Origin of the sequence: Bradyrhizobium sp. LVM 105 (assembly GCF_003957705.1) — a bacterium.
GTDB lineage: Bacteria > Pseudomonadota > Alphaproteobacteria > Rhizobiales > Xanthobacteraceae > Bradyrhizobium > Bradyrhizobium frederickii.
Genome location: NZ_QZMV01000006.1, coordinates 319450 through 333493 on the forward strand (window position 1 = coordinate 319450; position 14044 = coordinate 333493).

The window sequence follows — 14044 nt, forward strand, 5'->3', positions numbered from 1 at the left end:
ACTCAGCGGCCGATGAGCTGGAGTCAACGGAGCGGTCGCGAATGCCGCCGCTCAAGGCACTGTCAGCGTTCGAGGCAGCCTCGCGTCACGGCAGCTTCAGCCGCGCCGCCGAGGAGCTCGGGGTCACGCCCTCGGCAATCAGCCACCACATCCAGAAGCTCGAAGACTTCCTTGGCGTTCGCGTGTTCTCGCGACATGCCGGCCGCGTGGTGCTGACCAATGCCGGTCGGCTCTATGCCGGCGAAATCGAGCGCGCGTTCGGTACGATCATGGGCGCGACGCGGCTGGTAGCGCCGCAATCGCAGCGCAATCATTTGTTCATTGCGAGCGGCCCGAGCTTTGCCGCCAAATGGCTTCAGCCGCGGATCGGCAATTTCATCGGCCAGCATCCGGAGATCGGGATCAGACTGTCGACAATCGCCGACTTACGCGACCTCGAAACCATCCGCTTCGATCTCGCCATTGCCTATGGGCGCCCGCCGGTTGTGAACGACAGGCAGATCGAGCCGCTGCTCGCCGAGCGCTTGCGGCCGCTCTGTAGCCCACGGTTGATCGAACAGCTCAATCTGCGCGAACCCGCCGATCTCGCCCGCGCCACGCTGATCCATTCCTCCAACGCGCTGACCTGGACCGACTATCTGCGCAAGGTCACCGGCGCGAGCATCAAGCCGCGCCATGAATTGTGGTTCGACCGCTCCACCATGGCCATCGACGCGGCGGTCGAAGGTCTCGGCGTCGTGCTGGAGAGCGAAATTCTCGCCGCCGAGGAGCTCGACAAGGGCACGCTCGTTGCGCCGTTCCACCAGCCCGAATTCGAAGTGGAGACGATCTCCTACTATCTCGTGCGATCTGCCGAGGCGAAGGGGCGCAGCCATGTCGGCGCGTTCGAGGCCTGGCTGCGCGCAAAGATCTCGGCAGCGAACTTGCAGACGACAAGCGTGGCCTAGCAAATACGAACCGCGCAAAGCAGAGCCGCCATGTGCACGCGCAATGGTGCGAGGTGCCCGCTTGCGCTAGCTTCGGCACCAAGGCCGCACCGATCAACCGGCGGCTAGCCGAGGAGCAAATCGATGGAATACCGACGCTTGGGCCGGTCAGGCCTCATGGTGCCCGCTCTCAGCCTTGGCACCGGCACCTTCGGCGGCGTCGGCCGCCTCGCTGCGTGGGGGACCACGGACGCGACCGAAGCGCGGCGCCTCTTGGACATCTGCCTCGAAGCCGGCGTGTCGATGTTCGACACCGCGAACGTCTATTCGCTCGGCGAATCCGAGCGCGTGCTCGGCGAAGCCATCAAGGGCCGCCGCGACAAGGTGCTGATCTCGACCAAGGCCACCTTCCGCTTCGGCGACGGCCCCAACGACATCGGCTCGTCGCGGCAGCATCTGCTCGCCGCCATCGACGGTTCGCTGCGCCGGCTCGGCACCGACTACATCGATCTGTTCCAGCTTCACGGCTTCGACGCCTTCACGCCGCCCGAAGAGGTGCTGTCAACGCTCGACGTGCTCGTGCGCGCCGGCAAGATCCGCTATGTCGGCGTTTCGAATTTCTCGGGCTGGCACCTGATGAAGTCGCTCGCACTTGCCGACAAGCACGGCTTTCCGCGCTACGTCGCCAACCAGACCTATTATTCACTGATCGGGCGCGACTACGAATGGGAGCTGATGCCGCTCGGCCTCGACCAGGGCCTGGGCGCGGTGGTCTGGTCGCCGCTCGGCTGGGGGCGCCTCACCGGCAAGATCCGCCGGGGGCAGCCGAAGCCCGAGGTGAGCCGCCTGCCCAAGACCGCCGAGTTCGGCCCGCCCGTGCCGGACGAGCACGTCTATCGCGTCGTCGAGGCGATCGACGAGGTGGCGAAGGAAACGGGAAAGAGCGTGTCGCAGATCGCGCTGAACTGGCTGCTGCAGCGTCCCACGGTGTCGACGCTGATCATCGGCGCGCGCAACGAGACGCAGCTCCGCGAAAATCTCGGCGCGGTCGGCTGGTCGCTGACCAAGGACCAGATCGCAAAGCTCGATGCGGCGAGCAAGGTGACGCTGCCCTATCCCTATTGGCACCAGAGGACGACGTTCACCGACCGCAACCCGCCGGCGGTGTAGGACCCTTGAGCTGCATCAAGCGCGCTGGCGTCGGCCGTGACACAGTGCGGCCGTCGCGAGGCCACGATGCGTCGATCCGCCATGAAGGCTCTGTTCACGGTCCTCAGTCTGAGCCGCGCCGCACCGGCATTGCTGGCCGTTGGCGTTCTGTGGAGCACCGCGAGTCAAGCCCTGGAGGCTGACCAGCGGCGCGCGGAAGCATTGCTGCAGCGGATGTGTGCGGAGTGCCATGCGGTCGGCAGGACGGGCGCGAGCCCAAACGAGTTGGCACCGCCTTTCCGGAAGCTGGGTGAGAACAAGCTCTATGACCCCGGTTTCACGCAGCGCCTCCAGGACGGCTACAGCAGCATTCACCGCGCCATGCCGACGGCCCGATTCGGCCGCGGCGACGCCGAGGCCGTGGTAAGCTACCTCCGGGCGATTCAGGAGCCGCGGAAGCCGAAATAGGAGCCGAAGCGGCCGCCGCCTTGGCTGGAACCATCCCGGGTCGGACCAAGTTGCGGACCAGCAACCGCCTCTCAACCGAACGCGGCTCACGATGTCGTCCACCACGATCGAGCATGTCGACGGCCTGCCGCAGCCGCAGCGCAACCAGGCGGTGCTGACGATTGCGCTCGGCATCATCATGGCGGTGGTCGACAGCGCCATCGCCAATGTCGCGCTGCCGACGATCGCGGCCGACTTGGACGCGAGTCCGGCCTTCTCGATTTGGATCGTCAACGGCTACCAGCTCGCGATCACGATCTCGCTGCTGCCGCTGGCCTCGCTCGGCGAGATCGTCGGCTATCGCCGCGTCTATCTGGTGGGGCTGGTGCTGTTCACGCTGGCGTCCGCATTGTGCGCGCTGGCGCATACGCTGCCGCTGCTGACGGTGGCGCGCATCATCCAGGGCTTCGGCGCCGCCGGCATCATGAGCGTCAATGCGGCGCTGGTGCGCTTCACCTATCCGCGCAATCTGCTCGGCCGCGGCATCGGGCTCAACGCGCTCGTCGTCGCCTTCTCCGCCGCAATCGGCCCGACGCTCGCCGCGGGCATCCTCGCGGTCGGAAGCTGGCCCTGGCTGTTCGCCATCAACGTGCCGCTCGGCGCGGTGACGCTGCTGATCGGCCTGCGCAGCCTGCCGCATACCAAGCCCGCCGGCCGTTCCTTCGACTGGCAGAGCGCTTGCCTTTCCGCGATCACGTTCGGCGTCGGCATCGCGGCGATCGACAGCGTCGGTCATGGCGAGGCCGCGATCACCTGCCTGATCGAGTTCGCCGTCGCCATCGTCGCCGGCGCGCTTCTGATCTGGCGCGAAACCCACATGACCTCGCCGCTGCTGCCGGTCGATCTGTTGCGCATCCCGGTGTTCGCGCTGTCGATCGCGACGTCGATCGCCTCGTTCTGCGGGCAGATGCTCGCCTTCGTCGCGATCCCCTTCTATCTCCAGAGCCGCTTCGGCTATTCGGCGGTGCATATGGGGCTCCTGATCACGCCATGGCCGATCGCGCTGGCGTTCGCAGCGCCGCTCGCCGGCCGCCTGGTGGAGCGTTATCCGGCCGGCCTGCTCGGCGGCATCGGGCTCACGCTGTTCGCGTGCGGCCTTGCCGCGCTGGCCTTGTTGCCGGCGGCCCCGACGCCGTTCGACGTGATCTGGCGCATGGCGCTGGCGGGCGCCGGCTTCGGCCTGTTCCAGACCCCCAACAACCGCACCATGATCGCCGCCGCCCCGCGCGAGCGCGCCGGCGGGGCCAGCGGCATGCTGGGGACGGCGCGCCTGCTCGGCCAGACCACCGGCGCTGCGCTGGTGGCGCTGCTGCTCGGCCGCTATCCGGTCGAAGGCACCAGGCTGGCCCTCCTCGCAGGCGTCGGATTTGCACTCTGCGGCGCGGTCCTGAGCATGCTGCGGCTGTCCCCGGCCGGCGCGCGCGGCGCCGAGCACGTCCGCGTGCAGGACGATCAGCGCCTGCGCGGCGACTGACGGCATCCACCTTCCGGTCCCTGCCATTTCCGTGCACAACCCCTGCGTGACTTAACTATCCAGACCAATGACCTATTGCCCTCACGCTCCGGTTGCGCTTGATAGACGCGGGGAATATGGGGCAGTTCATGCGTTTATTGGGAATTGTGGCGCTCGGCGTCATGCTGGGCGGCTGCGCGTCTGTCACGCGCGGCACGACCGAGAACATCAGCATTTCATCGACACCTTCGGGCGTGGAAGCCGTCGTGAGCGGAATGGAGGTTCCGACCACCTGCACGACGCCCTGCTCCGTTGTCGTCAAGCGGAACGCCGACCTTTCGATCACCTTCCAGAAGGAGGGCTATGAACCGCAGATCGTGCCGCTCAGCCGGGACATACCGACGTCGGGAGCCGCCGGCTTCGCCGGCAATCTCCTGCTCGGCGGCGTCATCGGCATGGGCGTCGATGCAGCGACGGGGGCGGCAACCGATCACAAGCCCAATCCCGTCATCGTGACGATGCAGCCGTCGGCCCCTGCCCGCGGCGCACGGCCAGCCGGCCCCCGCAAGCCGCGTCCGCCGGCGGCGACGCCCGAAGCCGGAACGTAAGGGCCGCACATCGCTTCAGAAACAAAAAGGCCGGCTTTACCAGCCGGCCTTTCGATTCATGATGCGCAGATCAAGCCTTGACCAGCGGGCCCTTCGAGATCGGCCCCTTCGAGCCGCCGGGACCGCCCGGCTTGGACTTGCCCGGCGGGCGCTTGCGGGCGCCGGGCAGCTTCTCCTGCTTCGGCGTGACCGGGCCCTCGACGAATTCGAAGCCGATCTTCTCCTTGGTCTCGTCGGCCTCGTCCTTGACCAGAACGACGCGGACGTGACCGCCGCCCTTGAGCTTGCCGAACAGCACCTCGTCGGCCAGCGGCTTCTTGATGTGCTCCTGGATCACGCGGGCCATGGGCCGCGCGCCCATCTGCTCGTCGTAACCATGCTGGACCAGCCAGGCCTTGGCGGGCTCGGACAGTTCGATGGTGACGTCGCGGTCGCCGAGCTGCGCTTCGAGCTGAAGCACGAACTTCTCGACCACGGTGCCGATCACCTCGACGCTGAGATGGCCGAACGAGACGATGGCATCGAGACGGTTGCGGAATTCCGGCGCGAACTGCCGGTTGATCGCCTCGTGGTCGTCCCCTTCCCGCTTCGAGCGCGTGAAGCCAAACGCCTGCTTGGCGAGATCGGACGCACCCGCATTCGTGGTCATGATCAGGATCACGTTGCGGAAGTTGACCTGCTTGCCGTTGTGATCGGTGAGCCGGCCGTGATCCATGATCTGGAGCAGCACGTTGTAGAGATCAGGATGCGCCTTCTCGATCTCGTCGAGCAGCACCACGCAATGCGGATGCTGGTCGACGCCGTCGGTCAGGAGGCCGCCCTGGTCGAAGCCGACATAGCCGGGAGGCGCGCCGATCAGGCGCGACACGGTGTGCCGCTCCATGTATTCGGACATGTCGAAGCGCAGCAGCTCGACGCCGAGGCTCGCCGCGAGCTGCTTGGCGACCTCGGTCTTGCCGACGCCGGTCGGGCCCGAGAACAGGTAGCAGCCGATCGGCTTCTCCGGCTCGCGCAGGCCGGCCCGCGCCAGCTTGATCGAAGCAGCGAGCGACTCGATCGCCTTGTCCTGGCCGAACACGGTGCGCTTCAGCGTCTGCTCGAGATGCTTGAGCACCTCGGCATCGTCCTTCGACACGCTCTTCGGCGGGATCCGCGCCATCGAGGCGATCGTGGTCTCGATCTCCTTGATGCCGATGGTCTTCTTGCGCTTGTTCTCGGCAACCAGCATCTGCGCCGCACCGGACTCGTCGATCACGTCGATCGCCTTGTCGGGCAGCTTGCGGTCGTGGATGTAGCGCGAGGAGAGCTGAACGGCAGCTTCGATCGCCTCATTTGTGTACTTCAGCCGGTGATAGTCCTCGAAGTACGGCTTGAGACCCTTGAGGATCGCGATCGCGTCCTCGACCGTCGGCTCGTTGATGTCGATCTTCTGGAAGCGCCGCACCAGCGCGCGGTCCTTCTCGAAGTGCTGGCGATATTCCTTGTAAGTGGTCGAGCCCATGCAGCGGATCGTGCCCGAGGCGAGCGCGGGCTTGAGCAGGTTCGAGGCATCCATCGCCCCGCCCGACGTCGCACCCGCACCGATCACGGTGTGGATCTCGTCGATGAACAGGATGGCGTTGGGATGCGCCTCGAGCTCCTTCAGCACCTGCTTCAGGCGCTCCTCGAAATCGCCGCGATAGCGCGTGCCCGCGAGCAGCGTGCCCATGTCGAGCGAGAACACCGTGGCCGCCGCCAGCACCTCCGGCACCTCGCTGTCGACGATGCGCTTGGCGAGGCCTTCGGCGATCGCGGTCTTGCCGACGCCGGCTTCGCCGACGAACAGCGGGTTGTTCTTCTGCCGGCGGCACAGTACCTGGATCGCGCGGTTGATCTCGGAATTGCGTCCGATCACCGGATCGATCTTGCCGTCGCGCGCCTTCTTGTTGAGGTTGACGCAATAGGTCTCGAGCGCCTCGCCCTTCTTCTTGGCATCCTCGTTGCCCTTGGCCTCGGCCTCCTCGTCGACGCCGCGAACCGGGCGCGCCTCGGAGACGCCCGGCCGCTTGGCGATGCCGTGGCTGATGTAGTTGACGGCGTCGTAGCGCGTCATGTCCTGCTCCTGCAGGAAGTACGCGGCATGGCTCTCGCGCTCGGCGAAGATCGCGATCAGCACGTTGGCGCCGGTCACCTCTTCACGACCGGAGGACTGCACGTGGATGACCGCGCGCTGGATCACGCGCTGGAAACCGGCGGTCGGCTTGGCGTCGTCGGCGCCATCGGTCACCAGGTTCTCGAATTCGGTCTCAAGATAGTTGACGAGGCTCGTACGGAGCTTGTCGAGATCGACGCTACAGGCGCGCATGACGGCGGCTGCATCGGAGTCGTCGATCAGGGAGAGCAAGAGATGCTCGAGCGTCGCGTATTGGTGATGACGCTCGTTTGCGATCGCCAGCGCACGATGCAGGGATTGTTCAAGGCTTTGGGAAAAAGTCGGCATTCGCGTCCTCTATGGCCCCCACCATCATGGTCGTGATCGCCCGGTCAGGCAACAACAACCTTTGTCACATATAGTTATACAAGACCGCGGCGAAAGACCGGTTCCGCGACTCGGCGACTCCACACTTTGGGACTTTTTGATGCAAAACCCGTTCCGATTGGGCGGCAGCGGCGCCGGCGCGGAATTCCGTCGTTTTGCCGACTGCGACACGCCTCGTGCGCACCGGCGTCACGCGACGCTTACATTGCGACCGACACAAGGGTCGGCATCAGACACACCGTCTACTTCTTTTCCATCACGCATTGCAGCGGATGCTGGTGCTTGCGGGCGAAATCCATCACCTGCGTCACCTTGGTCTCGGCGATCTCGTAGGTGAACACGCCGCACTCCCCGATACCGTGATGATGGACGTGAAGCATGATCTTGGTCGCGGCCTCGATATCCTTGTTGAAGAACTTCTCCAGCACATGGACGACGAATTCCATCGGCGTGTAGTCGTCGTTCAGGATCAGCACGCGGTAGAGGTTCGGCCGTTTGGTCTTGGGCTTGACCTTGGTGATGACCGACGTGTTCGGGCCCGACGGGCTGCCCGAACGGTTCTCGTCATTGCTCATGCGAGGAGCGGAGGCAGCGGCTGGCGCGGACAGGTCGAGTCTGGAAGTCAATTGCGGCATGGCTCAGGCGTTCAAATTCCCCACGGAAGCGAATGGCGGTCACCGCGCGACCCCGCCCTTCGGAGCCTGGCGCAGGCGCGCCGCCTTGTTGGATCGCCGCTCCCGACAGATCCGGTCCAAGCCGGATCGTTCGCCAGCAATATGGGCCTGCCCCCGGCCCGCCGCAAGCGTGCAAAGATCCCACCGACGGCCGCGGCAGTCCCGATTCCCGGTCCGGGCGATCCGGGGCAAGGTTAATCAATCCGGACCGGTTTGACAAAAATTTATGCCCGTACCGCTTAGAATCTGTTGACCAGGAACCAAGCCATTTAACACGATTGCGACGTTCCCCCGGGATACCCCGGTCTTCTACGGTGCGATTTACCAAGCCTTCAACGGCGTGGCGCGAAATCGGGCAAAACCACCGATCTCGGGGCTCGTCATGTTTCGCTCGCCGCTCGTCAGCCTGATTGGCCGACAGTTCGCCCGCTTCGCAGCGGCCGAGCAAGGCAATATCGCCATGGTCTTCGCGATCGCCCTGATCCCGGTGCTGAGCTTCGTCGGTGCCGCAATAGACTATAGCCGCGCCGTCCAGGCCCGCACATCCATGCAGGCGGCCCTCGACTCCGCCGCTCTGATGCTCTCCAAGGATCTGTCGACCGGCACCATCACCGCCTCGCAGCTCGGCACGAAGGCGCAGGCCTATTTCAACGCGCTGTTTACAGCTACGTCCGCCCTGCCCTCGGTCAGCGTCGCGGCCACCTATACGGCGAGCACCAGCATGGGCTCAACGATCCAGCTCACCGGAACTGGCACCTACACGACCACCTTCATGAAGATTGCCGGCTTTCCGACGCTCGACGTCGGCACCACGTCCACCAGCGCCTGGGGCAACGTCCGCATGCGCGTGGCCCTGGTGCTCGACAACACCGGCTCGATGGCCAGCGACGGCAAGATGGAGGCGATGCAGACGGCCGCCAAGAATCTGGTCGATCAGCTCAGCGCGCTCGCCAAGAATCCGGGCGACGTCTACATCTCGATCGTCCCGTTCGCCAAGGACGTCAACGTCGGCGCCGGCAACTACAACAAGAGCTGGATCGATTTCAGCGATTGGGATGCCGCCAACGGCAGCTGGAGCTGCACGTCGGGCAATTCCAACAATTGCAACAAATGGAAATGGACGCCGGCGAACCGCGATACCTGGACCGGTTGCGTGGTCGATCGCGATCAGGACTACGACACCAAGAACACCACGCCGACGAGCGGCAATGTGGGGACGCTGTTCCCGGCCGATCAGTACTCCTACTGCAGCACGGCCAGCTGGTCCTACCTGCAACCGATCATGCCGTTGAGCTACGACTGGGCCGCGCTCAAGAGCCGGATCGATGCCATGAAGCCCACGGGTAACACCAACCAGGGCATCGGCCTCGCCTGGGGTTGGATGACGCTGTCGACCGGCGATCCCATGAACGCGCCGGCCAAGGACACCAACTACACCTACAAGGACGCGATCGTGCTGCTTTCCGACGGTCTCAATACGCAGAACCGTTGGTACAACAACGCCGCGCAGATCGACGCGCGGCAGAAGAAGCTGTGCGACAACGCCAAGGCCCAGCCTTCCAACATCACGGTCTACGCGGTGCAGGTGAACACCGGCAGCGATCCGACCTCGAGCGTGCTGCAATATTGCGCCAGCAGCGCCGACAAGTTCTACCTGGTCACGTCGGCCAGCCAGACCGTATCGGTGTTCAAGGACATCGGCACCTCGCTGTCGAAGCTGCGCGTGGCGCGCTGACTGATCGACCGCGAGCAAACAAAAAGCCCGGCTGGTTCAGCCGGGCTTTCGATTCCAAGATGTCCTGAAACGTTACTGGGCGGCCGGGGTGAACTTCGACACGATGGTCTCGACCGGCTTGAACGCCTGCTTGGCGAGGTCGCTGTAGAGGCCGGCGATCTTCTGCGATTCCGCAACGAAGGTCTCGTAGGCGGAACGGGCGAAATCGGTCTGCGCTTCCATGGCCTTGTCCAGCGACTTCACGCCGGAAAGCTTCTCGACGAAGGACTTGGTGTCTTCGAACGACTTCTTGGTGTAGTCGCCATAGGCACTGGCGATCGCCTGGAAGCCGTGCTGCACCGAGGTCGCGGAAGCAACGCACTGCTCGAACTGCTCTTTCCCGTAGTTCTGAAAGTCTTCAACCTTGAACATTTCGGAATCCTTTTCCCTGGCTTTCGTCGGAAGCCCCGGCTCCCTGACTGTGCCCATAATTAGTGCAACGCACAAATAAGTCAAGAATATTTGTGCGGCGCACAAAATTCGACGCAAATCGAGGAGATTTCCGGGGTTTCCCGCAAGGTTTCCTTAAGCTTTTGGAAACCGCAGCCCCCTACCCTGATTCCCGGACGTGTTCAGCTTCCGAAGGCGATCGAAAGCCGTTTGAGAACATCACCTTAGCCAGAATAGCGGCTCAGGTCCAACGTCCCCCGCGGCGAACACCAGCGGAGGGACAGCCTGAGCAGGTAATGATCCCGGGTCCGTTGGGCACAATTTCGCCTCACGAGCCGGTGATCTAGTCAGAAACGGGGACGGGGTTCCATGCTTCGTAAAAACTTGTCTGCCTCGCGCTTGGCGCGGGTTGGCGTTTTTGGGCTTCTCACCATCACCAGCGCGGTCATCTTCACCATCGATGCCGCCGAGGCACGGCGCCATCGCCGGCACCACGCGCACCATCGGGTGCAGCGCGATGTATCCGAGAGCTCCAGCCCGAAATTCGCGTCCATCATCGTCGACGGCAATTCGGGTGCGGTGCTGCAGGCAAGCAGCCCCGACGCAATCCGCCACCCCGCCTCGCTGACCAAGATCATGACGCTCTATCTGCTGTTCGAGCGCCTCGAGTCCGGCAAGATGAAGCTCGACACCGAGATGCCGGTGTCCAAGCACGCGGCCGACCAGGATCCGACCAAGCTGAACCTGCGTGCCGGTCAGACCATTCGTGTCGAGGACGCGATCAAGGGTCTCGTCACCCGCTCCGCCAACGACGCCGCGGTGGTGATCGCGGAAGCGATCGCCGGCGACGAGGACGACTTCGCCCAGATGATGACGCGCAAGGCACGCGCGCTCGGCATGTCCAGGACGGTGTACCGCAACGCCAACGGCCTTCCCAACGACGAGCAGGTCACGACCGCGCGCGACCAAGCCACGCTCGGCCGTGCCATCCAGGAGCGCTTCCCGCGCTACTATCGGTATTTCGCGACCTCCACGTTCAACTGGCGTGGACAGTCGATCCGAAATCACAATCACCTGCTCGGCAGCGTCGAGGGCGTTGACGGCATCAAGACCGGCTACACCCGCGCCTCCGGCTTCAACCTCGTCACCTCGATGCGCCGCGGCAACCGCCACCTGATCGGCGTCGTGCTCGGCGGCCGCAGCGGCGGCTCGCGCGATGCCATCATGCGCAACCTGCTCGCGGAAAATCTCGACAAGGGCGCGACCGTCCACACCGTTGCCGCGGTCACCGAGCGCAACGGCGCCGATACCGCGACCGATGTTGCCGCCGCCTCGGATACGCCGCCGGCCCGTCACGCGCCGCAGGTCCAGGCCGCCGCCGCTCCTGCTCCCGAATCTGCCCCGTCTCGTCTTGCGGCCCGCCTGTCGACGTTGGCCGCCGCGACGGCCGCGGTGCCCCCGGCCCCGACCAAGCCGGAAATCAGCAAGCCTGAGGTTCGGCCGACGGAATCCAAGATCGAGCCCGCTCCGCTCACCAATGGCGTGATCTCGAGCCAGCCGCTCTCCATCATTCCCGGCTCGTCCGAGCCGATGAAGCCGGTCCGGGTCAAGACGGTTCAGGTCAAGGCCGGCCCCGTGAAGGTCGCCTCCGCCGCCCCGGCCCCGGTCCAGGTCCCCCCGCCGGTCACCCATGCCGTTCCGTCCCGCTCCGACGTCGCGGAAACCTCCGGCGCCGTCGTCGCCCGGGCCGACCTCATCAACAAGCCCGAGATCGTCAGCCAACCGGAAGCGCCGAAGGCCGAGATCGCCCGCACCGAGCTGCCGCGGCAGCCGGCCGGCTTCGGCACCGGCAACGGGATCCTCGGCGTGCTGCCGGCCGCAACGGCCGCCGCGCCCGCCCCGGCCGCTCCGAAGCTCGCCTCCGCCGATCCGATGCCGGTCCAGATGAGCCCCACCACCAAGCCTGCCGTCACCCACAGCGGTTGGATCGTCCAGGTCGGCGCGCTCGAGAGCGAGAACGAAGCCCAGCAGCGTATCGACGCCGCGCGCAGCTCGGCCCGCGGCCTGCTCAGCAAGGCCGATCCGTTCACCGAGCCCGTTGTCGCCAAGGACAATCGCAAGCTCTATCGCGCCCGCTTCGCCGGGCTCGAGCGCGACCAGGCCGAGGCGGTCTGCCGCACCCTGAAGCGCGCCGAGATTTCCTGCATCACCGTGCGCAACTGATCTGGCTTCCTGTTCCTGACAAAATGCCCGCGCCTTGCGCGGGCATTTTCGTTTTGGGCACGGGTTCGTGATGCAGACACGGTGGCGCGATCGCGACAAGGCCGTTCCGCGACAACCTCTCGTCAAGACTTTACGGTTAAAACTTTACTCAAGGGATCGACCACGCCGGAATGGCGGGCATCGGGGCGACGGCAGACAGAGCAAGCGGAGCTCACACGGTACGGGCGTTTGTGGCGTGGTGCCGGAGTTAGCCGTTATGCGTACGAAGCAGAGTATCCTTGGCCTCGTTTACCCGGGCAGCGAGATAGTTCGAGCCCCCCTGGTCGGGATGGAGTTTCTTCATCAGGGACTTGTGCGCCCGGGTGATGTCGTCACGCCCCGCGCCCGGCTGCAGGCCAAGGATCTGATAGGCCTCCTCCGCCGTCATTTTGCCGCTCGCCGCCGTGCGGCGCTGCCCCCCTGCCGCATCGCCCTGCGCGTTCTGACGCCAAGCGGGAAACCGGCGGTCCAGATAGCTTTCAAGTAAGGCCACGCTCTCGGCGTCGAAGGTCGGGACCATCGCCAGCAGGCTCGGAAGATCGAACTCGCCGAGATCACGCCCGGCGTGAGGCCCGGCGACGATCTGTCCGCCGAGCTGGCCGGAATCGTGGTCGAGCCGCATATCCAGAAATTGCGAGCGGACGCGCGAGCTCTGCCCTGACGCGGGCGCAGCACCGCCGCCGAACAGCCCGCCGATATTGCCGAAGCCGGCGTTTGCCAGCGGGCTCCAGCCCAATAACCCGGCGCCGAAAATCCCCAGCGGAATCGCCACCGCCAGTTCGCCGCGCAGGCCCGTGAATGCCGCGACCGCCAGCGCCAGCACGCCGCCACCAAATCTGATAGCGCGCGCCAGCACCGCCGGGTTGGCGGAGCGGAACATCTGGAGCAGCAGGTAAAGCGTGATAACGGCGACAGCGCCGGCGAGCAGAGTCATGGCAGGAATATAGTCGTCCTCGCGGCAAAATGCATGGCACACGCCGCGCCACGAGCCGGGACGGCGCTATTTCATCTGACTGATCAGCTTGGCCGCGCCGCTCGCGGACGTCGCCAATCTCAACAAGGCCGCGCGACCGCCGGCGGCATAGGCCGCGGCTGCCCGCAGCAGCTCACGCAACTGCGCGGCCGCACCTGGATCGAACCGGCACCAGGCACCGCCGGTGAGGCGCGCAATCTCGCGAAAGGCCTGCTCGGCGACCGCGTCATGACCTTCCTGAAACACGAACACGGGCACCTTGAGCATGCCGAGCTCGCCGGCCCTGGCGCAGAGCTCGTCGACGTTCTCCTCCATGGCATCGCCGACGAAGACGACGGCCCGCACGCCCGACGCGATCGCTTCGCGTCGCGCCTCCGTCAGCACCTTGCCGATCTGGGTATCGCCGCCGCGGCAATCGATCTTGCTCATCAAAGCCGCAAGCCTGGTGCTGTCGGAGATCCACCCCGTGGCGCGGCACTCGTTCAGACCGCGATAGTAGACCAGCCGGATATCCAGGCTGCCGAGCGCCGCGGTCTCGCGAAACATGTCGGCCTGAAGCGCGCAGGCCATGTCCCAGGTGGGCTGCCGGCTCATCGTCGCATCCAATGCGAAGATCAGCCGCCCCTTCGCGCCGGGCGCATGGGGTGACAGCGCTCGCGCCTTGGCGACGAAAGCGGCGATGTCATCCGCGGTCGACGTTCCGGCCTGCGGCACCGCGCCGCCGGCTTGCGCCGGGACGGCATCGCCGCCGCGCGGCTTGATGGGTTCGCCCGACATCTCTTGACCCTTACGTGGGCGGTTAATGTGGTC

12 protein-coding genes are annotated in these 14044 nt (G+C 65.3%); 7 read left to right on the forward strand and 5 right to left on the reverse strand.

The window, feature by feature from the left end; genetic code table 11:
• Window positions 1-41: 41 nt before the first annotated feature.
• The 5 genes from gcvA (at window position 42) to D6B98_RS19870 (ending at window position 4643) form a co-directional block, all read left to right on the forward strand.
• Window positions 42-947: a transcriptional regulator GcvA gene (gcvA, locus tag D6B98_RS19850; protein WP_126258618.1), complete on the forward strand. Its 906-nt coding sequence runs from the start codon at window positions 42-44 to the stop codon at window positions 945-947.
• 123 nt (window positions 948-1070) lie between these two features.
• Window positions 1071-2096, forward strand: a complete 1026-nt coding sequence (locus tag D6B98_RS19855) for an aldo/keto reductase (protein ID WP_126258619.1) — start codon at window positions 1071-1073, stop codon at window positions 2094-2096.
• 81 nt (window positions 2097-2177) lie between these two features.
• On the forward strand, window positions 2178-2543 hold the full coding sequence (locus D6B98_RS19860) for a c-type cytochrome (protein WP_164718724.1): 366 nt from the start codon (window positions 2178-2180) through the stop codon (window positions 2541-2543).
• 91 nt (window positions 2544-2634) lie between these two features.
• Window positions 2635-4056 (forward strand): MFS transporter, encoded by a 1422-nt coding sequence (locus tag D6B98_RS19865; protein ID WP_126258620.1) that lies wholly within the window; start codon window positions 2635-2637, stop codon window positions 4054-4056.
• A gap of 128 nt (window positions 4057-4184) precedes the next feature.
• A complete protein-coding gene (locus D6B98_RS19870; protein WP_126258621.1) occupies window positions 4185-4643 on the forward strand; it encodes a PEGA domain-containing protein in 459 nt (152 codons plus the stop codon).
• Window positions 4644-4713: 70 nt separating this feature from the next.
• Here the strand turns inward: D6B98_RS19870 and clpA are convergent, their stop codons facing one another.
• Window positions 4714-7122 carry an ATP-dependent Clp protease ATP-binding subunit ClpA gene (clpA, locus tag D6B98_RS19875; RefSeq protein ID WP_126258622.1) on the reverse strand — a complete coding sequence of 803 codons (2409 nt, stop codon included), beginning with the start codon at window positions 7120-7122 and terminating at the stop codon, window positions 4714-4716.
• 281 nt (window positions 7123-7403) lie between these two features.
• The gene (gene clpS, locus D6B98_RS19880) at window positions 7404-7736 is read right to left on the reverse strand and encodes an ATP-dependent Clp protease adapter ClpS (RefSeq protein WP_164718725.1); all 333 of its coding nucleotides are present in this window, start codon (window positions 7734-7736) and stop codon (window positions 7404-7406) included.
• Between the two features lie 481 nt (window positions 7737-8217).
• Between clpS and D6B98_RS19885 the strand changes: the two genes are divergently transcribed.
• Window positions 8218-9570 (forward strand): TadE/TadG family type IV pilus assembly protein, encoded by a 1353-nt coding sequence (locus D6B98_RS19885; protein ID WP_126258624.1) that lies wholly within the window; start codon window positions 8218-8220, stop codon window positions 9568-9570.
• Window positions 9571-9642: 72 nt separating this feature from the next.
• On the opposite strand, the gene D6B98_RS19890 is transcribed toward D6B98_RS19885, so the two are convergent.
• Window positions 9643-9981 (reverse strand): phasin family protein, encoded by a 339-nt coding sequence (locus D6B98_RS19890; protein ID WP_126258625.1) that lies wholly within the window; start codon window positions 9979-9981, stop codon window positions 9643-9645.
• A 387-nt stretch (window positions 9982-10368) separates the two neighbouring features.
• On the opposite strand from D6B98_RS19890, the gene D6B98_RS19895 reads away from it, so the two are divergent.
• Window positions 10369-12222: a D-alanyl-D-alanine carboxypeptidase gene (locus D6B98_RS19895; RefSeq protein WP_126258626.1), complete on the forward strand. Its 1854-nt coding sequence runs from the start codon at window positions 10369-10371 to the stop codon at window positions 12220-12222.
• 247 nt (window positions 12223-12469) lie between these two features.
• Here D6B98_RS19895 and D6B98_RS19900 read toward each other — a convergent pair whose 3' ends face one another.
• Window positions 12470-13195: a DnaJ domain-containing protein gene (locus tag D6B98_RS19900; RefSeq protein WP_126258627.1), complete on the reverse strand. Its 726-nt coding sequence runs from the start codon at window positions 13193-13195 to the stop codon at window positions 12470-12472.
• Window positions 13196-13261: 66 nt separating this feature from the next.
• A complete protein-coding gene (locus tag D6B98_RS19905) occupies window positions 13262-14011 on the reverse strand; it encodes a vWA domain-containing protein (RefSeq protein ID WP_126258628.1) in 750 nt (249 codons plus the stop codon).
• Window positions 14012-14044 lie beyond the last annotated feature (33 nt).